Annotated in this window: 17 protein-coding genes; 6 read left to right on the top strand and 11 right to left on the bottom strand. The window is 73.2% G+C overall.

What is annotated here, in order from left to right; translation table 11 throughout:
- Positions 1-61: 61 nt before the first annotated feature.
- The 3 genes from OG335_RS09090 to OG335_RS09100 all read right to left on the bottom strand — a co-directional run bounded on the left by OG335_RS09090 (position 62) and on the right by OG335_RS09100 (position 7,889).
- On the bottom strand, positions 62-1,465 hold the full coding sequence (locus OG335_RS09090) for an extracellular solute-binding protein (RefSeq protein WP_405010529.1): 1,404 nt from the start codon (positions 1,463-1,465) through the stop codon (positions 62-64).
- A 555-nt stretch (positions 1,466-2,020) separates the two neighbouring features.
- Positions 2,021-6,313 carry a discoidin domain-containing protein gene (locus OG335_RS09095; protein ID WP_405010530.1) on the bottom strand — a complete coding sequence of 1,431 codons (4,293 nt, stop codon included), beginning with the start codon at positions 6,311-6,313 and terminating at the stop codon, positions 2,021-2,023.
- A 562-nt stretch (positions 6,314-6,875) separates the two neighbouring features.
- Positions 6,876-7,889: a LacI family DNA-binding transcriptional regulator gene (locus OG335_RS09100; protein ID WP_405010531.1), complete on the bottom strand. Its 1,014-nt coding sequence runs from the start codon at positions 7,887-7,889 to the stop codon at positions 6,876-6,878.
- 125 nt (positions 7,890-8,014) lie between these two features.
- Between OG335_RS09100 and OG335_RS09105 the strand changes: the two genes are divergently transcribed.
- The gene (locus tag OG335_RS09105; protein WP_405010532.1) at positions 8,015-8,809 is read left to right on the top strand and encodes an SGNH/GDSL hydrolase family protein; all 795 of its coding nucleotides are present in this window, start codon (positions 8,015-8,017) and stop codon (positions 8,807-8,809) included.
- Positions 8,810-8,967: 158 nt separating this feature from the next.
- Positions 8,968-10,053: a PAC2 family protein gene (locus tag OG335_RS09110; protein WP_405010533.1), complete on the top strand. Its 1,086-nt coding sequence runs from the start codon at positions 8,968-8,970 to the stop codon at positions 10,051-10,053.
- Between the two features lie 61 nt (positions 10,054-10,114).
- On the opposite strand, the gene mshC is transcribed toward OG335_RS09110, so the two are convergent.
- The 4 genes from mshC to OG335_RS09130 all read right to left on the bottom strand — a co-directional run bounded on the left by mshC (position 10,115) and on the right by OG335_RS09130 (position 13,698).
- Positions 10,115-11,344, bottom strand: coding sequence for a cysteine--1-D-myo-inosityl 2-amino-2-deoxy-alpha-D-glucopyranoside ligase (gene mshC, locus OG335_RS09115; protein WP_405010534.1), 1,230 nt, complete (start codon positions 11,342-11,344; stop codon positions 10,115-10,117).
- 89 nt (positions 11,345-11,433) lie between these two features.
- Positions 11,434-12,219 carry an SCO1664 family protein gene (locus tag OG335_RS09120; RefSeq protein ID WP_405015340.1) on the bottom strand — a complete coding sequence of 262 codons (786 nt, stop codon included), beginning with the start codon at positions 12,217-12,219 and terminating at the stop codon, positions 11,434-11,436.
- A gap of 140 nt (positions 12,220-12,359) precedes the next feature.
- Positions 12,360-12,926, bottom strand: coding sequence for a DUF3090 domain-containing protein (locus OG335_RS09125; RefSeq protein WP_405010535.1), 567 nt, complete (start codon positions 12,924-12,926; stop codon positions 12,360-12,362).
- An 82-nt stretch (positions 12,927-13,008) separates the two neighbouring features.
- Entirely contained in the window at positions 13,009-13,698 is a 690-nt protein-coding gene (locus OG335_RS09130) for a histidine phosphatase family protein (RefSeq protein ID WP_405010536.1), read from the bottom strand.
- A gap of 186 nt (positions 13,699-13,884) precedes the next feature.
- On the opposite strand from OG335_RS09130, the gene OG335_RS09135 reads away from it, so the two are divergent.
- Positions 13,885-14,874 (top strand): magnesium and cobalt transport protein CorA, encoded by a 990-nt coding sequence (locus OG335_RS09135; RefSeq protein WP_405015341.1) that lies wholly within the window; start codon positions 13,885-13,887, stop codon positions 14,872-14,874.
- Positions 14,875-14,941: 67 nt separating this feature from the next.
- Here OG335_RS09135 and OG335_RS09140 read toward each other — a convergent pair whose 3' ends face one another.
- The gene (locus OG335_RS09140) at positions 14,942-15,988 is read right to left on the bottom strand and encodes an LLM class F420-dependent oxidoreductase (protein ID WP_405010537.1); all 1,047 of its coding nucleotides are present in this window, start codon (positions 15,986-15,988) and stop codon (positions 14,942-14,944) included.
- Positions 15,989-16,188: 200 nt separating this feature from the next.
- On the opposite strand from OG335_RS09140, the gene OG335_RS09145 reads away from it, so the two are divergent.
- Together OG335_RS09145 and OG335_RS09150 are read left to right on the top strand one after the other, a co-directional pair.
- On the top strand, positions 16,189-17,169 hold the full coding sequence (locus OG335_RS09145; protein ID WP_405010538.1) for an aldo/keto reductase: 981 nt from the start codon (positions 16,189-16,191) through the stop codon (positions 17,167-17,169).
- 25 nt (positions 17,170-17,194) lie between these two features.
- Entirely contained in the window at positions 17,195-19,204 is a 2,010-nt protein-coding gene (locus tag OG335_RS09150; protein ID WP_405010539.1) for a helix-hairpin-helix domain-containing protein, read from the top strand.
- 72 nt (positions 19,205-19,276) lie between these two features.
- On the opposite strand, the gene OG335_RS09155 is transcribed toward OG335_RS09150, so the two are convergent.
- The gene (locus OG335_RS09155) at positions 19,277-19,894 is read right to left on the bottom strand and encodes a hypothetical protein (RefSeq protein WP_405010540.1); all 618 of its coding nucleotides are present in this window, start codon (positions 19,892-19,894) and stop codon (positions 19,277-19,279) included.
- 316 nt (positions 19,895-20,210) lie between these two features.
- Between OG335_RS09155 and OG335_RS09160 the strand changes: the two genes are divergently transcribed.
- Positions 20,211-20,420: a DUF5703 family protein gene (locus OG335_RS09160; RefSeq protein WP_405010541.1), complete on the top strand. Its 210-nt coding sequence runs from the start codon at positions 20,211-20,213 to the stop codon at positions 20,418-20,420.
- Between the two features lie 98 nt (positions 20,421-20,518).
- On the opposite strand, the gene OG335_RS09165 is transcribed toward OG335_RS09160, so the two are convergent.
- Together OG335_RS09165 and OG335_RS09170 are read right to left on the bottom strand one after the other, a co-directional pair.
- Positions 20,519-21,313, bottom strand: coding sequence for a chaplin family protein (locus OG335_RS09165; RefSeq protein WP_405015342.1), 795 nt, complete (start codon positions 21,311-21,313; stop codon positions 20,519-20,521).
- A gap of 240 nt (positions 21,314-21,553) precedes the next feature.
- Positions 21,554-21,796, bottom strand: a complete 243-nt coding sequence (locus OG335_RS09170; RefSeq protein WP_405010542.1) for a chaplin — start codon at positions 21,794-21,796, stop codon at positions 21,554-21,556.
- Positions 21,797-21,947: the final 151 nt, after the last annotated feature.

The following is a 21,947-nucleotide window of genomic DNA, read 5'->3' on the forward strand; positions in this document are numbered from 1 at the left end:
GTCGGGCTGGTCTGGCCAGGGCGACGCGGGGGCCGGCCCGCCGGCCGGCCCCCGCGAGCCGTTACTGGAGGTTCGCCAGAACCTGGTTGACCTGGCTCTCGGCGTCCGAGAGCAGCTTGTCGACGTTGGCGTTCTTGTCGGTCAGGACGGCCGAGACGGCGTTGTCCAGGACCTTGTAGATCTGCTGGGCGTTGGCGGGCTCGGTCTTGCCGGGCACCTGGACGGCCAGGTAGGGCGCGTAGTTGGCGACCGGGACGGTGGCGCTCGCGGCCTTCAGCTTGTTGTCCTCCTCCAGCGTGGATCCGCCGAAGAAGAAGGGCTGGGGCAGACCCACGGGCAGGCCGTCGGTCTTGGTGCGGGCGTAGTCGAACTGGCCCTTGCCCATGGTCAGGAACTTGAAGTTGACCCAGGCGATGCCGGCCTTGATCTGGTCCGGGGTGGACCCCTTCTTGAACATGTAGTCGGCGCCGCCGAGCAGGGCCGACTTGCCGCCCGGCATCGGGCCCATGCCGTAGTCCTCGTACTTGCCCTTGAGGGTCTGGACCATGTACGTGATGTCGTCCGGCGCGCCGATGTACATGCCGAGCTTGTTGGTCGACATCTGGGTCATGAGGTCGGGCCACTTGAGGCTCTGGGTCTCGCCCATGGTCTTGTCGGTCCAGCGCATGTCGTACAGGTTCTGCAGGACCTGCTTGCCCTCGGGGGTGTTGAAGGCGGCCTTCTTGCCGTCCTCGGTGGTCATCGAGCCGCCGAGGCCGTACAGCTCGGCGGTGTAGTGCCAGCCGCCCTGGTTGGTGGCGCTGTAGTCGCCGTAGCCGTTGACGCCGTTGCCGAGCGCGGCGATCTTCTTGCCCGCCTCGCGGATCTCGGCCCACGTCGTCGGCGGCTTCTCGGGGTCGAGGCCGGCCTGCTTGAAGAGGGCGCGGTTGTAGAGCAGGCCCATCTTGTAGTTGGTGGTGGGCAGGCCGTACAGCTTGCCCTCCGACTTCAGGGTGGACATGACCGAGGGGTCGATGTCCTTGAGGGCCGGCACCGACTGGTCGTTGACGTAGGCCGTGATGTCCTCGGCCGCGTCCGCGTCGAGGACCTGCTCGCGGTCGGTGAAGTAGGTGTAGAAGACGTCCGGCTGGGTCTTGCCCTTGAGCTGGGCGGTGAAGGAGGCCGGCTCCTCGCAGGGCGAGGCGTCCTTGGAGTTGATCGTGACGTTCGGGTAGAGCTTGTTGAACGCCGCGACGTCCTCCGCCCACTCCTTGCGCTCGGCGGGCTTGGTGGTCGGCGGCTGGCAGTCGATGCTGATGGTGACCTTGGTGTTCGGGTCGAGCGTCGCGCTGGCCGCCGGCTTGCCGGAGTCGCCGGAGGTGCCCGAGTCGCCGCTGCCCGAGGAGGAGCAGGCGGCCGCGGTGAGCGCAAGGCCCGCAGCGGCGGCGAAGGCGACGGTTCTGCGGACGAGCCGGTCTCTGTTCATGCGGATGGACCCTTTCAAGCACGGTGGGCTGCGCCGGGGCGCGGGGGTGCCCGTGGAATTCCGGTGGGGGGCCGTCCCCGGGAGATGTCCGGGGGCGGGGAAGCGTGCAAGGCCGAGCCACGGACGCTGCTTGCGGCAGCGCCGGCTGGTGTCGACTACTTAACCAGTCCCGACAGATGTCCACAAGATGTCGACGAGATTTCGCAAAAACCTGACGTAGACCTTGCGACTTCCGTGGCGCCCGCCGACGGCCGACTCTCCCGCCCTGGCCTGCGGACGGGCCCGCAGAGGCCCCCTGGAGCGCCCCGCGACCCCGCCCCGGACCGATCCGGCCCGCCCCGGCCGACGGGGCCTGCAACCGGCCTCCGCAGGCCCGTTGGGACTCCGGGGCCTGTGGGCGGGGCCGTGGCCCGACCGTGTCCTGACCGTGTCCCGAACGACTCCGGCCCGCCCCGGGCGCCCCCGGCCGGCCCTTCCGGACCGCCGCAAGCGCCCCCGGGAACGCCGAAGCAGGGCGGGCCATGGGGCGCCCGCCCTGCTTCGTTTGCGCAATCGTTACGGGTTGACGGTGATCTTGAACGTGGACGTCGTGTTCTGGATGTCCTTGAAGTTGCCGCTCGTCGTCAGGTGGTTGAAGACGACCTCACCCACCGCCGGGCCCTGGCCCGCCTCGGGCATCTCGTTGGCCCAGACGCCGTAGCCGGACTTGGCGTCGAAGGCGTCGCCGCTCTTCTTGGCGCCGGTGATCGAGACGTTGGTGAAGACGGTGTCCTTCACCGGGAACAGCGGCTGGCCGCCGGTGTAGCCGGTCTGGAACATGATGCCGCTGTAGGTCGGGTCGACGATGTCGACGTCGCTCACGCGGATGCCCTGGAAGACCTTGGAGGCCGAGAAGACCCAGATCGCCGGGAAGACCTGCGAGCCCCAGAAGTGGCCGCCGGACCGCACGATCGAGATGTTCTGCAGGTCGGTCGTCGGCGAGGCGCCGAAGCCGTTCATCGCGTAGCCGAAGTCCAGCGACGAGATGGTGATGCCGGAGTAGCAGAGGGTGTCCGCGATGTAGATGTTGCGGAACGTGTTGGCGTAGCCGCCGTACACCGCGATGCCCGCCGCACGCCAGGTCAGGATGGTGGTGAGGTTCTCGAAGACGTTGTTCTTCTCGTCGGCGCCGCCGGCGTCGATGGCGGAGAACAGCGCGAAGGAGTCGTCACCGGTGGCGCGGGCCTCGTTGTTGGAGACCAGGTTGTCGGTGGAGCCGTTGGTCATGTTGATGCCGTCGGCGAAGGTGTCGCGGATCCGGGAGTTCGTGATCTTCATGTTGTCGGTGTTGGCACCCCAGTACATGCAGATCATGTGCTCGGTCCAGATGTTGTCGATCGTGATGTCCGAGACGCTGGCGAAGTCGAACACCTTGCCCGGACCGTCGATGCGCGAGGTGTAGTTGCCGAAGTACGCGAAGCCCGAGAAGGTCGAGCCGTTCGCGGTGTTCTGCGCCCGGAAGCCCACGTCGGTGTTGCTCTGGTCGGTCGGGGCGTAGAAGCGGGTGAACCACGGGCCCGCGCCGACGACCTTGATCGCCTTGCCGTAGACCTGGAACTTGTTCGAGGTCTGGTAGTCACCGGCGGGCAGGTAGACGCCGACCAGCGTGCCGGTGGTGTCCATCCGCACCTTGTCCAGGGCGTTCTGCACGTCCTGGTGGGTGAAGCCGGTCGGCACCGCGTACTTCGCCGGGTCCGGGTTGGCGACCTGGGTCGCCTGCTCCAGGCTCACGAAGTCGATGGCGTAGTTGGTGCCGTTCGCCGCGTCCTTCTGCAGCTTGATCTTGTGACCGGCCGGCACGGTGGTGCCGAGCAGCATGTTGGCCTCGTCGTAGATGTGACGCGGGCCGCCGGCGCTCGGGCCGTTGCCCGGAGCCGTCTCGCTGCCGTACAGCCAGGAGTACTTGGAGGTCAGGTCGACGGCCTTCAGGAAGGTGCCGTCGACGTAGACGTTCAGCGTCGAGTTGATGCCGTCGCCACCCGCCGCATCCGGGATGGAGAACCGGGTGACCAGGGTGTTGGTCGGCGCCTTGGTGGTGAACTCGACGGAGGAACCGGTCGAGTTGAGCGTCACGGCCTTGCGGCCGGACGCCTCGCCGGCGACGTCGCCGATCGTGCGGTTCGGACCGGCCACGGCCGCGCCGCCCGCCAGGACGCCGTCCTCGGCCTCGTAGATGTCGAACGGCATGTTCGCGCCGCGGCCGATGTAGAGGCCCTGGCTGGTGGTGTTGTTGGCCTGCTTGACCGGCAGCTCGTTGCCGTCGGTCGCGATGACCGTCTTCACCGTGTACTTGCCGTTGACGGCCGTCCAACTGCCCAGCGACACCGGGGAGGTGGTGGCTCCCGGCGCGATGGCACCGCTGTAGGAACCGGTCAGCGTCCTGACCACGGCGCCGGTGGCGTCCGCGACGGTCAGGGTGACGCCGTGGCTGCCGGAGGCGGCGGCCGAGGTGCCCTGGTTCTTGATGGCGACCGTGAAGTTCACGGCGTTGCCCGCGGCCGGGTTGGAGGGCGACCAGGAGACCGGGGAGGCCACCAGGTCGGAGCTCGCGACCTGCGCCACGACCAGGTTGGCGGCGGCCGTGTAGGTGTTGTTGGTCTCGTCCTGCTCGATGACCGCGTTGGACTCGTCGACCTTCGCGATGAGCTGGTAGCTGCCCGCGTTCTGCGCGGGGACGCTCACGTTGACGGTGCTGGAGGCACCGGCCGCGAGGGCGCCGACCTGGGCGGTGCCGACCTTGGTCGAACCGAGGTAGAGGTTCACCGAGGTGGCGGCGGAGGCCGAGGTGCCCTGGTTCTTCACCGTGGTGGCGAGGGTGAGGGCGTCGGTCTCGACCGGGTTGGCCGGGCTGACGGACGTCGCGGTGACCAGCAGGTCCGGGTTGGGCGCCGGGGTGCCGACGACCTGGAACTCGGCGACCTGACCCGCGGAGGAGCCGGTGTTGGAGGTGATCTTCAGCTGGACGTCGGCGGCCCGGCCGGAGACCGGGATGGTCACCGTGTTGCCCGAGGCCGGGTCGAAGGCGTACGCCTTCGCGGCGGACAGGCTGGTGAAGGAGGAGCTGCTCTGCTCGCGGCCCAGCACCTCGATGGTCTGGGTGCGGGCGCCCCAGGCGGAGGCCGGGTTGAGCTTCACGACCACCGAGCTGGTGTCGGCGTTGGAGCCGAGCGCCACGGTGAGGGTGTTCGGGTAGCTGCCGCCCGCGCCCTCCCAGTAGGTGGCCGTGTCGTTGTCGTTGGCGTTGGCCGCGACGAAGGTGAACACCGAGGAGTTGGCGGTGATCGGCTTGCCGGCGGCCAGGTTGGTGCCGGTGCCGCCGGTCTGGCCGGTGCGGATCACGGTGTTGCTGGTGTCCGACTGGTTGCCGGCGGCGTCCTTGGCCTTCACGTAGTACGAGACCGTGGCGCTGTCGGGCTGGCTGTCGGTGTAGGTCAGCACACCGCCGCCGACGCTCGCGCGCAGCGAGCCGTTGGCGTACACGTCGTAACCGGTGACGCCGGTGTTGTCGGTCGACGCGCCCCAGGTCAGCTTGATCTGCCCGGAGGCCGGCTGGGTGAACGCCAGGCTGGCGGGCGCGCTGGGCGCCTGGGTGTCGCCGGTGGCGCCGGTGCGGGTGACGGTGCCGCTGGCGGCCGACTGGTTGCCGGCGGCGTCCTTGGCCTTCACGTAGTACGAGACCGTGGCGCTGTCCGCACGGGTGTCGGTGTAGGTGAGGACGTTCCCCGCGACGCTGGTCAGCAGCGAGCCGTTGGCGTACACGTCGTAACCGGTGACGCCGGTGTTGTCGGTGGCGGCGTTCCAGGTCAGCTTGATCTGGCCGGAGCCGGGCTGCGTGAAGGCCAGGCCGCCGGGCGCGGTGGGCGCCTGGGTGTCGCCGGAGCTCGGGCCGTACACCTCGAACTCGGACAGCTGCGCCGCGGGCCACTGGCTGTTCGCGGTGAAGGTCGCCCGCACGTACCGGGTGGTGGCGGTGCTGACGTTGATGGTGACGGTGTTGCCGGTCGCCGGGTTGAAGGCGTACGCGGCGGAGGCCACCAGGTCGGTGAAGTTGGTGCCGTCGGTGGAGCCCTGGAGCTTCAGCGTCTCGCTGCGGCTCTCCCAGGCGGCCGGCAGCCGCAGCACGACCTTGTTGACCGGCACGGCGGAGCCGAGGTCGGCCTGGAACCACTGGGGGAAGGAGCTGCTGTTGCTCTCCCAGTAGGTGCCGGTGTTGCCGTCGGCGGCGTTGCCGGCCGCGTACGGCGCGACGGCGCTGCTGGAGGTCGCCGAGCGGACGAGGTTGCCGGACGCGCTGGTGGCGCCGTACACCTCCAGTTCGGAGAACTGCGCGGCCGGCCAGCCGGTGTTGGCGCTGACGTTGACGCGGACGAAACGCGTGGTGGTGGCACCGAAGTTGAGCCGGGCGGTGTTGCCCGCACCCGGGTCGAACGCGTACAGGGCGGAGCCCAGGATGGTGGAGAAGTTCGAGCCGTCGGTGGAGCCCTGCAGCGTCAGGGTCTCGTTGCGGGAGCCCCAGCCGGCGGGGAGCTTCAGCACGACCTGGTCGATGGCGGTGGCGCTGCCGAGGTCGACCTGGACCCACTGCGGCAGGGCGTTGTTGCTGGACTCCCAGTAGCTGTCCTGGCTGCCGTCGTTGACGTTGGCCACGACGCGCTCGCCGGTGGAGCTGCTGGCGGTGACGGTCTTGCCGGCCGCGAGGTTCGGTCCGCCGGCGGCGTGGGCCGGGACGACCGGACCTATCACCATCATCAGCAGGCCGGTCGCGACCGTCGCGGCGCCGAGCCGCGGCAGTGTGCGCTTCGATCTCATTGTGTCCCTCTGTCTCTGCGGTTCGTGATGGTGCGCGGCGTGGCGGCCCCCGGCTCCGCCGCGCGGCACCCTCGCGGGTGCACCGGGGCGCAGGCCCCGGATCGGACCGCCGTCCGAGTGGGGCGGCCCGAAACCTGTGGCGGGGCGTCAGCTACCGGACGTGGTGGTGGAGTCCGGCGCACCGGCCGACGGGCCGGGCGGTGACGGTGGGGCGGGGCCCGGTGGTCCGGGTCCGGGTGGCCGGCGCCGGGCGGACCGCGGTGGCGGTCGCATCGGGAGCCGAGGACGAGCAGCACGAGATTCCCATGGGGGTTCCTGCCTTCGTGGGGGAAGTTGCAGAAGGAATCAAGAAAATGACGTTCGTCTGTAGCTGTTTTGCGCGATGGCAGCCAAGAGTTACAGAGGTGCTACAGGCATGTCAACGGATCGCACCGACCGAGTGCACACGAAAAAAGGGCGGGCACCGGAGTGCCCGCCCTGCGTCTGTCTGTCCGTCAGGAAGCCCTGACCGGCTGCGATCAGCCCTCGGCCGATCCGCGGCAGCCCCGCGTACGGCCCGCCGTCAGCCGCGCGGCCGCATCGGCGCGGTCGAACCCCGCACCACCAGCTCCGGCTCGAAGAGCAGCTCGTCGTGGGTCACCTTCACCCCGGCGATCTCCCCCACCAGCAGCTCCACGGCCGCGCGCCCCATGGCCTCGATCGGCTGGCGCACCGTGGTCAGCGGCGGGTCGGTGCACATCATGAACGACGAGTCGTCGTAGCCGATCACCGACACGTCGTCGGGCACGGAGAGTCCCGCGCGGCGGACGGCGCGCACCGCGCCCAGCGCCAGCGGGTCGCTCGCGCAGACGATCCCGGTGACCCCCTGGCGCAGCAGCCTGGTCGTCGCCGCCTGCCCGCCCTCCAGGCTGAACAGCGCCCGCTCGACGTGGATGTCCGGCAGCTCCGCACCGACCCTGGCCAGCGCCGCACGGGCCGCGGCCAGCTTGCGCTGCGACGGCACGTGGTCGACCGGACCGACCACCAGGCCGATCTTGCTGTGCCCCAACTGCCGCAGGTGGCCCACGGCCTGCTCCACGGCGACGGCGTCGTCGCACGACACCCGGGGGAAGTCGAGGTCGTCGATGGCGGCGTTGAGCAGCACCGTCGGCAGGCTGCGGTCGGCCAGCCGGTCGTAGTGCTCGTGCGGGGCGTCGCCCTGCGCGTACAGGCCGCCGAAGAAGACGATGCCGGAGACGTGCTGCTCCAGCAGGAGGTCGACGTAGTCGGCCTCGGAGACGCCGCCGGCGGTCTGGGTGCAGAGCACGGGGGTGAACCCCTGGCCGGCCAGGGCGCCGCTGACCACCTCGGCGAACGCCGGGAAGATCGGGTTCTGCAGCTCGGGGAGCACGAGTCCGACCAGCCGGGCCCGCTCGCCCCGCAGCTGGGTCGGGCGCTCGTACCCGAGCACGTCGAGCGCGGTGAGCACCGCCGCCCGGGTCGCCTCGGAGACGCCGGGCTTCTCGTTCAGCACTCGGCTGACGGTGGCCTCGCTCACCCCGACCTTCTTGGCCACTTCGGCAAGTCGTCGTGTCATGGCCGTGAGTGTACGGCAAGAAACGCAAACCGCTTGCGCTGATTTGCAGAGTGGACGGTGCTTGCGTTACGCACCCGTAGCGCTACTGTGCGTGACGACCATGCCCGTGCGTTCCTGGAGGAACCGTGCGTCCCAAGCTGCTCGCCGCCCTCACCGCCGTCCCCCTGATGCTGTCCGCCGCCCCCGCCTCGGCGGCACCCGCCGCCCGCTACGCCGCGCTCGGCGACTCCTTCGCCGCCGGGGTCGGCGCGGGTGGCTACGACCCGGCGAGCGGCGCGTGCCACCGCTCCGCCGGCGCCTACCCCGCGCTCTGGCGCGACGGGCACGGCCCGGCGGACTTCCTCTTCGCCGCGTGCAGCGGCGCGCTCACCGCCGACGTGCTGCGCGACCAGGTCCCCCGGGTGCCGACGGACGCCACCCTCGTCACCCTCACCGTCGGCGGCAACGACCTCGCCTTCGCGGACGCGGCCGTCGCCTGCCTCCAGCCGCTCACCACCGACGCCCGGTGCGACGCGGCACTCGACGAGTCGGAGCGGCGGCTCGCCGAGGAGCTGCCCGGCCGGCTCGACACCCTCTACCGCGCGCTCGACGCACGGGCCCCCGCGGCCCGGGTGGTGGTGACCGGCTACCCGCACCTGCTGGGCACCGGGAGCACCTGCGTCATCGGGACGGCGGCGCGGCGGTCGCGCTTCAACACGCTGACCGACCGGCTGGACGAACTGATCGGGCGTCAGTCGGAGAAGCAGGGGTTCCGCTTCGCCGACGTCCGCGCCGGGTTCACGGGCCACGGCGCCTGCCGCGGCGGCCCGGACGAGTGGATCCACCCGATCACGCTGCCGTTGTGGGAGTCGTACCACCCGAAGGCGTCCGGGCAGTCCGGCGGCTACCTGCCGAGCGTGTCGGACGCCGTGCTCGGATAGGCTGCCCACTCCGGCCTGGGCAGGTATCAAAGCCCGTAGGCTGGGCAGGTAGGGACCGTGGAACGCGGCGTTCCACGCGAGGTTCGACCGGCCGACTGCCGGCCACCGGTCCGCGGGCCGGGAGGGGGGCGGCACCGGCCGACGGAGGGAGACGCTGGGTGATCGAGCTGGAAGACGTTCCCGAGTTGATCGACCCGGTGATGATCTGCGCCTTCGAGGGCTGGAACGACGCCGGCGACGCCGCCTCGGCCGCGGTCGCGCACCTCGACGAGACCTGGGGCGGCAAGGTGTTCGCCGCGCTGGACGCCGAGGACTACTACGACTTCCAGGTGAACCGTCCGACGATCTGGCTGGACGGCGGCGTACGCCGGATCACCTGGCCCACCACCCGGCTGTCGGTGGTGCGGGTCAACGAGCCGAAGATCCGCGACCTGGTGGTCGTCCGCGGCATCGAGCCCAGCATGCGCTGGCGCTCGTACTGCAACGAGCTGCTCGGCTTCGCGCACGAGCTGGGCGTCGAGCTGGTCGTGATCCTCGGGGCGCTGCTCGGCGACACCCCGCACAGCAGGCCGGTGCCGGTCAGCGGCGTCACCTCGGACGCGGCGCTCGCCCGCTCCCTCGACCTGGAGGAGAGCAAGTACGAGGGCCCGACCGGGATCGTCGGTGTGCTGCAGGAGGCCTGCGCGCACGCCGGGGTGCCGGCCGTGACGCTCTGGGCGGCGGTGCCGCACTACGTGGCGCAGCCGCCCAACCCGAAGGCCACGCTGGCGCTGATCAACAAGCTGGAGGACCTGCTCGACCTGCGGATCCCGCCGGGCGAGCTCGCCGACGACTCCCGGGCCTGGCAGCTCGGTGTCGACCAGCTCGCCGCGGAGGACAGCGAGGTGGCGGAGTACGTGCAGCAGTTGGAGGAGGCGCAGGACACCGCGGAGCTGCCGGAGGCGTCCGGCGACGCCATCGCCCGGGAGTTCGAGCGCTACCTGCGGCGCCGGGACAACCTCGGGCCGACCGGGGAGAAGCCGGTGGCCGGGCACGCGGTCGCGGAGCGCCCGACGGAGGCTCCCCCGGAGCCCAGGACCGACGGGCCGGAGGCCCCGGCGGCCGCCCCGGAGGCCGTCCCGGAGGCCGCCGCCGAGGAGCCGGACGCACCGGAGCCGGAGCCCGGGGCCGGGCCCGACGGGACGGACGCACCGACCGGTCCCGACGGGGCGCCGGAGGACCGGGCGCCGAAGGACGACGAGTAGGACGTGGAACGCCGCAGGGGCCACCGGTCGGTGGCCCCTGCGGCGTGTCCGGGGTGCGTCGTCAGAGCGCCACGCCGAGCAGCGCGTCCACGGTGCGCGACACCAGCCCGGGGGCGCCGATGTCCTCGCCGCCGGTCGCGGCCTGGCTCTCGGCCCAGCGGTCGACGGCCGCGAGGGCGGCCGGGGCGTCCAGGTCGTCGGCGAGGGCGGTGCGCACCTCCGCGAGCAGGCCGGCCGCGTCCGGGCCGTCCGGCCGGGAGACGGCGGCCCGCCAGCGGGCGAGGCGCTCCTGGGCCCGGGTGAGGTCGTCCTCCGTCCACTCCCAGTCGCTGCGGTAGTGGTGCGCGAGCAGCGCGAGGCGGATCGCCGCCGGGTCGACGCCCTCGCGGCGGAGCTTCGAGACGAAGACGAGGTTGCCGCGGGACTTCGACATCTTGTGGCCGTCCAGCGCGACCATGCCCGCGTGGACGTAGGCGTGGGCGAACGGGTGCTCGCCGGTGGCGACCTGCGCGTGCGCCGCACCCATCTCGTGGTGCGGGAAGGAGAGGTCGCTGCCGCCGCCCTGGATGTCGAACGACATGCCGAGGAACTCCAGGGCGATCGCCACGCACTCGATGTGCCAGCCGGGGCGGCCGTGCCCGAGCTCGGTGTCCCAGGCGGGCTCGCCGGGGCGGGCGGAGAGCCACAGCAGGGCGTCCAGCGGGTTCTTCTTGCCGGGGCGCTGCGGGTCGCCGCCCCGCTCGGCGAAGACCGGCAGCATCGCCTCGCGGTCGAGGCCGCTGACCCCGCCGAAGCGCGGGTCGGCGTCGACCGAGAAGTAGACGTCGCCGTCCAGCTCGTACGCGGCGCCGCTCGCCAGCAGCTTCTTGACCAGCGGGACGATCCACGGGATGGACTCGACGGCGCCGATGTAGTGCGCCGGCGGGAGCATCCGCAGGGCGGTCATGTCCTCGCGGAAGAGGGCGGTCTCGCGCTCGGCGAGCTCGGTCCAGTCCTGACCGGTGGCGACGGCGCGCTCCAGGAGCGGGTCGTCGACGTCGGTGACGTTCTGCACGTACAGGACGTCGTGACCGGCGTCCTTCCAGACCCGCTGCACCAGGTCGAAGGTGGTGTAGGTGGCGGCGTGGCCCAGGTGGGTCGCGTCGTACGGGGTGATGCCGCAGACGTAGAGACGGGCGGTCGGGCCCTGGGGCACGACCTCCCGGACACTGCTCGTGGCGGTGTCGTGGATTCGAAGGGGAAGCCCCTGACCAGGCAGGGCGGGAACCTCGGAGGCGGGCCAGGCATGCATGGCTCCGACTCTAACCTTGCGATCATTTGAAAGACCAACCAGTCGGCGGGATCGGCCGGATTACGTCCGCCGCCGGTTTCGGATCGGTATCAGAGCGGCGGCCAGGGAATAGAAGGCCACTGCGCCGACGGCAGCGGATGGCTCCCGGTGCGCAGCAGGGCGGCGGTCCGGTGGCGGGCCGCGTCGAGTTCGGCGGGGGTGAGGTGCGGGGCGAGGCGGCCGCCGAGCGGCCCGTCGAGGTCGGCGGCGAGCCGGCCGAGCACCTCGCGGGCCTCGGCGGTCAGCGGCTGCCCGGCCCAGCCCCAGAGCAGGGTGCGCAGCTTGCCGTCGGTGTTGAAGGTCACGCCGTGGTCGATGCCGTAGATCCGGCCGTCGGCGGCCGGTATCCAGTGGCCGCCCTTGCGGTCGGCGTTGTTGAGCACCGCGTCGAGCACCGCGAGCCGGCGCAGCCGGTCGTCGTCGCGGTGCACCAGCAGCGCCGTCCGCCCGTCCTCGATCTCGGCGCGGACGATCGGCAGCCAGCCGGGGGCCGGGGCGTCCGGGTCCTGCAGGTCGAGGAGTTCGGGGGCGTCCGGGTCGGGCTCGACCCACAGCTGCACCATGCCGGGGCCGTGCGGCCCGTCGCGCAGCACGGTGGGCGGCACCAGCGCCCAGCCGGTGGCGGCGGAGACCTCGTACGCGGCGGCCTCGCGGCCGGCGAGGGTGCCGTCGGGGAAGTCCCAGAGCGGGCGTTCGCCGGCGACCGGCTTGTAGACGCAGGGGGCCGTGACGCCGTCCAGGGCGACCGTGCAGTAGAGGACGGCGTTGGAGGCGTCGGTGAGCCGGCCGTGGACGGCCAGCCGGCCCTCGCGCAGCAGGGCGAGGGCGGCGGGCAGGTCGGCGGCGAGCGCGGCGCCGGTGGCCGGGTCGGTGCCGGGGAGACCGGGCTCGGGCTCGCGCTCGGGCGACTGCTCCGGCCCTTGCTCCGGGGACCGGGGGGCCGGCGTCTCCGGGTCCTGGGGCTGCTCGGCGTCGTTCAGCGCCGGTAGCCGTTCGCGCGCGGGCACAGGTGACCCTCCGGGTCGAGCGGGAGGTTGCAGAACGGGCAGGGCCGGCGGCCGGCGGCCACCAGGTCGAGGGCGCGCCGGGCGAACACCCGGGCCATCGCGCCGGTGAGCCGGACCCGCAGCATGTCGGGGCCGTTCTCGTCGTCGTCCTCGAAGAGGACCGTCTCCGCGTCCTCGGCGTCCTCGACGACGGCCTGGGCCTCGACGACGAGGCGCTCGTCGGCGCTGTCCCAGGCGAGCGCCATCGTGCCGACCCGGAACTCCTCCTCCAGCGGCACGTCGAGCGGGGCGCTGTCGAGGAGTTCGGTGGGGGCGACCGCCGGGATCGCGGTGGAGCCGCCGCTGCGCCGCAGCGCCTCGTCGAGCACCTCCTCGACCCGCTCGGCGAGCGCGGCCACCTGGGCCTTTTCCAGCAGCACGCTGGTGATCCGGCCCCGGGCGCTGGCCTGCAGGTAGAACGCGCGGGAACCGGGCTGGCCGACGGTGCCGGCCACGAACCGCTCGGGCTGGTCGTAGAAGAAGACCTGACGGGGCACTCTCTCGCTCCGGATCGGGGTTCGGACGGGGCTCATCGGCCACCCTACGGCGTGGGCCGTGGGGATGCTGCGGCCGGTCTGCTCAAGCGGCTCCGCCGACCACGGCGTCGCCGCCGGGCACCTGCGGCCGCTCCGGCCGGGGGGCGAGCGAGCCGAGGCTGCCGGTGTCGCCGAGGCGCAGCAGGAAGGGGCGGTGGGGGGTGTAGCGGATCGCGGTGACCGAGCAGGGCTCGACGGAGATCCGCTGGAAGTGGTCGAGGTGCAGGCCGAGCGCGTCGGCGACGATCGCCTTGACGACGTCGCCGTGGGTGCAGGCGGCCCAGACCGCGTCGTCGCCGTGCTCGGCGGCGACCTTGTCGTTCCACTCGCGGGCGGCGTCGACCGTGCGGTGGGAGAGTTCGCGCAGCGACTCGCCGCCCGGGAAGGCGGCGGCGGAGGCGTGGTCCTGCACGACGCGCCAGAGCGGTTCCTCGGCGAGCTCGCGCAGCGGCCGGCCGGTCCAGTCGCCGTAGCGGCATTCGCCGAACCGCTCGTCGACGGCGGGGCCGCCGAGTTCCGGACGGGCGGCGAGCAGCGGGGCGAGCGTCTGCCGGCAGCGCTCCAGCGGGCTGCTGACGACCTGGGCCAGCGGCACCCCGGAGAGCCGTCCGACCAGGGCGGCGGCCTGCTCGCGGCCGGTGTCGTCGAGGTCCACGCCGGGTGTCCACCCGGCCAGCACACCGGCGGTGTTGGCGGTGGAGCGGCCGTGGCGTACGAGCAGCAGCGTGGGCATGCGGACCAGCCTACGGCCTGCACCCGGGGGCGGGTGCGCGGTGGGGCGGGTACGGGTGCGGGCCGGGGCCCGGGGTGCCGGCGGCGGGGCGGGACTTCGTGCGGTCGGGGCCGGGTGGTGTGCGTCGCGTGTGATTTCCGCAGATGTGACGGGATGTGATGACCGGCGGGGCGTCGGCACGGGAGAATACCCGGCATGATCGTCGACTGCGCCACCTACCGGGACGGCCACCGGGTGGAGGGCCCCGAGGACTTCTCGGACGCGCTGGAGGCCGTGCGGGCCGCCGGGGACGGCTTCCTGTGGATCGGGCTGCACGACCCGTCCGTCGAGGAACTCGACCTGGTGGCCGCAGAGTTCGACCTGCACCCGCTGGCCGTCGAGGACGCCCTGACGGCCGCCCACCAGCGCCCCAAGCTGGAGGTCTACCCTGATTCGGTCTTCGCCGTCGTCAAGACCCTGGCCTACGAGCGGCCGGACGTGCCGGTCGTCACCGGCGAGGTGCTGATGTTCGTCGGCGACGCCTTCGTGATCACCGTCCGCCACGGCGCGATCAGCCCGCTGGGCACGCTGCGCAAGGACCTGGAGGGGCGCCCCGAGATCCTGGCCCTGGGCCCGGCCGCCGTGCTGTACGGGGTCTGCGACCGGGTCGTCGACGACTACGTCGACCTCGTCACCACCGTCCAGGGCGATCTGGACGAGCTGGAGGCCGAGGTCTTCGCGCCCGGCCGCACCCGGGGCGTCGCCGAGCGGATCTACTCGTTCAAGCGGCAGGCGGTGGCGTTCCGGCGGGCGGTCGCGCCGCTCCAGGAGCCCGCCGCCCGGCTGGTGCGCGGCGGGCTGCCGTTCGTGCCGGAGGACCTGCAGGCCTACCTGCGGGACGTGCTGGACCACCTGACCCGGGTCAACGAGCAGATAGACGCGCTCGACCGGCTGCTCACCGACATCCTGGCGGCCAACCTCGCGCAGGTCAGCGTGCAGCAGAACAACGACATGCGGAAGATCTCCGCCTGGGCGGCGCTGGCGGCCGTGCCGACCATGATCGCCGGCATCTACGGGATGAACTTCGAGCACATGCCGGAGCTGCGGCAGCCCTGGGGCTACCCGGCGGCGGTGGGGCTGATGGCGCTGGCCTGCGCGGTGCTCTACCGGTCGTTCAAGCGGGCCGGCTGGCTCTGAAGCCGCCGCCTCCGTCCCCGGCCTCCGCGGCGTGCGCGGCGGCCGGGGACGGGCCCCGGGGCTCCCGTCAGGCCAGGCCGGCCCGCTCCAGCGCCTCGGCGCCGGTGCGCAGCGCGGTGATCCGCTCGTCCAGGGTGAAGCCGGCCGGGGCCAGGGTGAGCGTGGTGACGCCCGCCTCGGCGTAGGCCTGCATCCGGTCGGCGATCCGCTCGGTGGTGCCGATCAGCGAGGTGGCGTCGATCAGCTCGTGCGGGACGGCGGCGGCCGCGCCGGCCTTGTCTCCGGCGAGGTAGCGCTGCTGGATCTCGTCCGCGGCCTGCTCGAAGCCCATACGGCGGGTCAGCTGGTTGTAGAAGTTCTTGTCCTTGCTGCCCATGCCGCCGATGTAGAGGGCGGCGTAGTCGCGCTGCACGTCGGCGGCGGCCCGGACGTCCTCGTCGACCGCGATGGTGACGGTCGGGCAGAGGTCGAAGCCGTCCAGGGTCAGCCCGGCCGTGGCGCGGCCGGCCTTCAGCGGGTCGAGGGAGAGGGCGGCGTGCTCGGGCGCGAAGAAGATGCCGAGCCAGCCGTCGGCGATCTCGCCGGTCTGCTCCAGGTTCTTCGGGCCGATCGCCGCGATGTAGAGCGGGATGTGCTCGCGCACCGGGTGCACGGTCAGCTTGAGCGGCTTGCCCGGGCCTCCCGGCAGCGGCAGCGTCCAGTGGGCGCCCTCGTGCACCAGCCGCTCGCGGGCCATCGCCTTGCGGATGATCTCCACGTACTCGCGGGTGCGGGCCAGCGGCTTGTCGAACTTCACGCCGTACCAGCCCTCGGAGACCTGCGGGCCGGACACGCCGAGGCCGAGCCGGAAGCGGCCGCCGGAGAGGGTGTCCAGGGTGGCCGCGGTCATCGCCGTCATGGCCGGCGTGCGGGCCGGGATCTGGAAGATCGCCGAGCCCACGTCGATCCGCTCGGTCTTCGCCGCGACGAAGCTGAGCACGGTCGCGGCGTCGGAGCCGTACGCCTCCGCGGCCCAGCAGACCGCGTAGCCGAGGCGGTCCGCCTCCTGCGCGACGGCGATGTTGTCGGCGTCCATGCCGAGTCCCCAGTACCCCAGGTTGATGCCAAGTCGCATTGCGCTGCCCACGCCTTCCGGTCGGTCCTACCGCGAGGGTAGCCGCGCCGCCCGACCTCGGGCTACCGGCGGGTAGCTGTGGGCTGCGTCACCCGGACGCGCGGGTCTTCGCCACTCGGCGTGTCGCGGCCGCTACGCTCTGCGCTCGTGGGCTCCGCCCCCACCCTGCCGTACCAGCCCGTCGACGAAGGGGCACCCCCATGAAGCAGCGTCACCTCGGCAGGACGGGCCTCACGGTGAGCCGGATCGGCCTCGGCACCCTGACCTGGGGCCTCGACACCGACGAGCAGGAGGCCGCCGAGCAGCTCAAGGCCTTCGTCGACGCCGGCGGCACCCTCGTGGACACCTCCGACGCCTACGCCGACGGCGGCGCCGAGTACCTCCTCTCCCGGCTCACCGACGGCCTCGTGCCGCGCTCCGACCTGGTCATCGCGACCAAGGCCGGCGCCCGCCCCGGACCCGGCCGCCGCCACGACGCCTCCCGCGGCCATCTCCTCACCGCACTGGACGCCTCGCTGCGCCGGCTCAACACCGACCACGTCGACCTCTGGCAGGTCGACGGCCACGACCCGGCCACCCCGCTCGACGAGACCCTGCACGCCCTCGACATCGCCGTCGCCTCCGGCCGCGCCCGCTACACCGGCGTCTGCGACTTCAGCGGCTGGCAGCTCGCCAAGGCCGCCGCCTGGCAGCACGGCCACCCCGCCCGGGTGCCGCCCGCCGCCGCGCAGCTCGAGTACTCCCTGCTCCAGCGCGGCCTGGAGCGCGAGGTGCTGCCCGCCGCCCTGGACGCCGGCGTCGGCATGCTCGCCTCCTCGCCGCTCGGCCGGGGCGTGCTCACCGGCAAGTACCGGCACGGGGTGCCGCCCGAGTCGCGCGGGGCCTCCTCCCACCACGCCGGCACCGTGCAGCCGTACCTCGGAGAACGCTCGCGCCGGATCGTCGACGCGCTCGCCACCGCCGCCGACGGGCTCGCCACGAGTCCGCTGAAGGTCGCCCTCGCCTGGGTCCGCGACCGGCCCGGCGTGGCGAGCGCCCTGGTCGGCGCCCGCACCTCGGCCCAGCTGCAGGCAGCCCTGTCGGTGGAGGCCCTTACGCTTCCGGGTGAGATCCGCGGTGCGCTCGACGACGTCTCGGCGCCGGTGCACCGCTACCCGGACCAGGGCTGGACGGAGCTGTGACACCGTCGGCCGCGAGGAGACATCGATGACGCAAGCGGAGCAGCCGGCCCCGGAGCGACAGGCCGAGGCGGTCGCCGCGCTCGCCGAGGCGATCCGCGCGGCGGGGGCGTCGTCCGGGCCCGGCCCCGAACCCGCCGCCGCCCCCGGGCCGCGCACGGACGAGCAGCACCGGGCCGCGCTCGCGGCCGCCGCCGAGGTGCTGGCCGACGGCGGCGCCCCCACCGGGCTCGCCGGGCCGGCCGTGGCCGCCCTCGGCGAGAGCGCGGGCGCGGTGCTGCGCGAGGACCCGTGGGCCGTCCTCGGCCTGCCCGGGGTCCGTCCCGACCAGGCCGACGGGTTCGCCCGCGGCCTCCTCGGCGCCACCGCCGACCCGTCGGACCCGCGCCGCGCGGGCGCCCTGGTGCCGTGGCTGCTGGAACAGGCGGTGCTGCGCGGCCACTCCGCGCAGGAGATCGGCGAGGTCGCGGCAGGCCTGGAGGCCCACCGGGTGCCGGACGCCGCGACCGCCCTGCAGGAGGCAGTGGTGGACGGCCGGGTGATGGCCTTCCAGGAGGAGCTGCCCGGGCACCGCCCGACCGACGAGGACGAGGAGCCCCCCACCCGCACCCTGCTGGCGCTGGAGCGGCTCGCCCTCGCCGAGGAGAGCCTCGGCGAGGGACTCGTCCGGCTGCGGTCCACCCTCGTGCCCGGCACCGACGCACCGGCCGACGCACCGGCCGACGCGGAGACCGGGCAGGACGGCGACGCCGACTCCGGCACGGACACCGAGGACGCGGACACCGAGGACGCGGAGCCCGGCGCCGACGCGCAGGACGGGGCCGAGCACGTCCCGGTCCGGCCCGGCCCCGCCGCCTGGGAGGCCGCCGCCGCTGCCGCGCCCTCCTCCTCCGCGGCCGCGCTGATCCGCGCGGTGGCCGACGACGCCCTGGTCGTCCACACCGGCGGCGAGGCCTCCCGCGCGGAGCTCGCCGCCCTGCTCGCGGCCGCCGACGGCCTCGGCCTGCAGGCCTGGGCGGCGACCTGGACGGACCACGGCAGCGCCGCCCTCGGCGCCCTGCTCGACGGCTCCCCCGCGGCCGCCCGGGTCACCACCCTCGCCGGGCTCCTCGGCGGCGCCGCGGACGGCCCGGCCCGCGCCGTGGACGGCACCCTCGGCCTCGACCTGCTCGTCGTCCCGGACGCCCAGCTGCTCGACGTCGAACTCGCCGCCACCCTGCTGGAGGCGCTGGCCGACGGCACCCGCCTCGTCCTCAGCGGCGACCCGGCCCAGCTCTGGTCGGCCGGTCCCGGACGCTTCCTCGCCGATCTGGCCGCCGCGAGGTTCTGCCCCGTCGTGGCGTCCCGCACGCCCGACACCGGCCCCGTCGGCGAGCTCGTCTCCGGCATCTCGATCGGCGAGCTGCAGCCCGTCGAGGCCCCGGAGAAGGAGGTCGTGGTGCTGGCCGTCCAGGACGCCGGCGAGGCCGTGCACCGGGCCGTCCAGCTGATCGCCGACTCCATCCCCCGGGCGCTCGGCATCCCCGCCGAGCAGGTCGTGCTGCTCACCGCGGGCCACGCGGGCAGTGCCGGCACCCGCGCACTGAACGCCGCCGCCAAGGCCCGGCTCAACCCCGGGCCCGGCACGTTCGGCGGCTTCGACCCGGGCGACCGGGTCGCCTGGTCGCCCGCCCCGGGCACCACCCTGCCCGGCCGGGTGCTGGACGGCGACGCCGCCGGGCTGCACCTGGAGCTCGCCGACGGCACCCGGCTCACGCTCTCCCCCGCGCAGGTCGACCGCCTGCGGCACGGCTGGGCGCTCACCGCGCACCAGGCGGTCGGGCGGAGGTGGCCGGGTGTCGTCGCGGTCGTCCCGGGCGACGCGGGCGCCCTGCTCACCCGGCAGTGGGCGTACACGGCGTTCGGGCGGGCGGAGCGGCACCTCTCCGTGGTGCACCCGGCGGGTCCGCTGCTGGCCCAGGCGGTCGCCGAGCGGCCCGGCGCACCCCGGACGACCCGCCTGCGGGCGATCCTCGCGGAGCACACCGGCGGGGAGTGAGCGGACCGGCCGCGGCCGGACGCGCGGCGGGGCCGCCGGGACGATGTCCCGGCGGCCCCGCCGTGCGCGTGCTCAGTGCTCCGGATCGAAGGCGTCCGGGTCCTCGTCGTAGACCTCGCTGACGTCGAACCGGCAGATCAGCAGCTGCGGGTCGGCCGAGTCGAACGGCTCCGGGAGCCACTCCCCCGGGTCGGACGGCTCGGTGGCCGACACCCACAGGGTCGAGTCGCCCTCCTCCAGGCCGAACTCCTCGCAGCGGGCCGCGATCTCGTCGGGCTCGTACTCGCCGAAGACCACGCCGATGGCCGCGTTCACACCGCTCGCCGAGCCGCCGCCCGGGGTGAGGGTCGAGTCCAGCCGCTCGGCCTGGGCGCGCAGCCGCTTCGGGTCCGCCACCAGGTAGTCGCGGCGGATCAGCACGCTGATCGCCTCCGGCTGGTCGGGGCCCTCGTAGCCGCCGTCGCTCCCGTCGCCGGGCACCTCGAACGGGGTCACCTCGTCGTAGACCTCGTAGAGCAACTGGTCGTAGGTGATCGCAGCCGCCGCCAGCTCCTCGTAGGCGGCGACCACGGCAGGATCACCCTCCTCGGAGGTGCCGGCCACGGCCTCCAGGTGGCGGTCGATGGCGGCCTTGACCGCCTCGGCGGCGGCCCGTACCTCGTTGATGGTGAGCTGCGCGGCATCAGACATGGTGCAGACGCTATCCCCACCAGGTGACGACACGCACAGGGGTTGTCACCTACGCCCGCGATTTCGCGACAACTTCCGCCGCGATGTCCGTTCCGCGTGCTTCTGTTCCGACGTCCGGAGACCCGGAAAGGCCGATTCCCGCATCGACGGAACCGTGTGGGGGTATCCACTCCGGAGAGCGGGCCTGACCGCACGTCAGGCCGCCGGTACGGCGCTCCCGGGCGTGGCGGCCGGTGGCGGCGGGCAGTCCGGGTCCGGCGTCGGCGGCAGGCCGTAGGCTTGCGTCGAGGCGATTGGCACGAGGCAGGAGGAGAACTTGACCCCACCCAAGCTGGTCCGGCAACCCGAGTACGAGTACCAGTCGCTGCGCCTTCCGCGCGGCACGACCCGCAACGCGGCCAGGCAGCTGCTCACCGAGCACGCCGAGTACGGCCACTGGGAGCTGGACCGCCTGAAGCTCTTCCCCGACGGCAGCCGCACCGTGCGGCTGCGCCGCCGCATCATCCGGCAGACGCGCAGCTGGTGACGGGCTGAGTCCCGGGGCGGCAGCGCAGAGCCCGGGGCCGTCCCCGGGCGATACGCCGCGAGGGGCCCCGGGCGCGGCCGGGCGAGCGCGGTGCCGTGTCAGCGGGCTCCGGCGCGCGAGCGGCGGTAGAGCACGCCGCCGCCGATGAGCAGCGCGGCGCCGGCCGGACCGATCAGGCCGAGGCCGGAGGCGCCGGTCGACGCCAGGTGGTCAGGTGCCGCGACCGGCGTGGTCACGACCGTCTGCTCGACGTCGTCACCGGATCGCGGGGTGCCGTTGGACGGCGGCAGGTGCTCGCCCCCGGTGGTCGGCGGAGGCGTGTGCGGCGGCTCGTCGCACTCCTCCTCCGGCGGGGCCGGCGGCGCGGGGTGGCTGTGGCTGCCGCACTGGTTGCCGAACGCCGGGTTGCCGAGGCCGACCACGTCGACGGTGTTGCCGCAGGCGTTGACGGGGGCGCTGACCGGCACGCTGACGGTGTTGCCCGAGACGACGCCGGGCGAGCCGTGGCTGCCGCCGCCGGCCGTGGCGCCGCCCGCGGTGCTGCTGTCCACGACGGGGCGGGACTGGCTGCCACCCGCGTGGCCGCCGTCGGAGTGGCTGCCGTCGGAGTGGCCGGCGGCTCCGCCGCGGACCGGCCCGTGCCCGGTGGACGCGTTGCCGCACTGGTTGCCGTACGCGGGGTTGAGCAGCCCGATCACGTTCACGGTGTTCCCGCAGGCGTTGACGGGGATGTCCACCGGGGCCTGCACCGAGTTGCCCGAGCCGACGCCGGGCGAGTTCGCCGCGACACCCTGGGCCTCACTGCCGGCGGCGTACGCGAATCCCCCGGTGGAGGCCAGGACACTGCCGGTGGCGACGGCGGTGAGGATTCCCCTCTTGGCGACCTGTCGCAATTGACTCCCCTGATTCATCTGATGGTCGGAATTCATGTCGGGAGCTTGGCCCGTACCGCATCCAACGAGCGGCGGCCCGCAAGGTTGAGCCGGATGCAGGACCTTCATCCGATCGGGTGAGCGGTCACCCGAAAGCCGGCGACATGACCGGAACGGGTGTGCGGCACACGCGTGCCCCCGGGCGCAGGTCGCCGCCCGGGGGCACGTGTCAGAGGACCTCGGTCAGCCCCCCGGCGCCGCTCAGACGTTCGCGCAGGAGTTGCCGAACGCCGGGTTGAGCAGACCGATCACGCTGACGGTGTTGCCGCAGACGTTGACCGGCACGTGCACGGGCACCTGGATCAGGTTGCCGGACAGCACGCCCGGGGAGCCCACCGCGGCACCGTGGGCGGTGGCGCCGCCGTGGGCCGCGGCGGCACCGGCGCCCGCGAGCACGAGCCCACCGGTGGCGGCGGCGACAGCGGCGATCTTCTTGACCTTCATGAGTCCTCCTGGTCGATTCGCAGCCCGTTCCCCCGGGCTGCACATGGGTGAACGACACTGCGGCGAACGGGGTACGCGACGGCCCCGGCATTCACTCGCAGAGGTGAGGACAAGAACGCATGATCGACCATGGATTTAGGCGAAAAACCGT

Source organism: Kitasatospora sp. NBC_01539 (assembly GCF_045040525.1).
Classification (GTDB): Bacteria; Actinomycetota; Actinomycetes; order Streptomycetales; family Streptomycetaceae; genus Kitasatospora.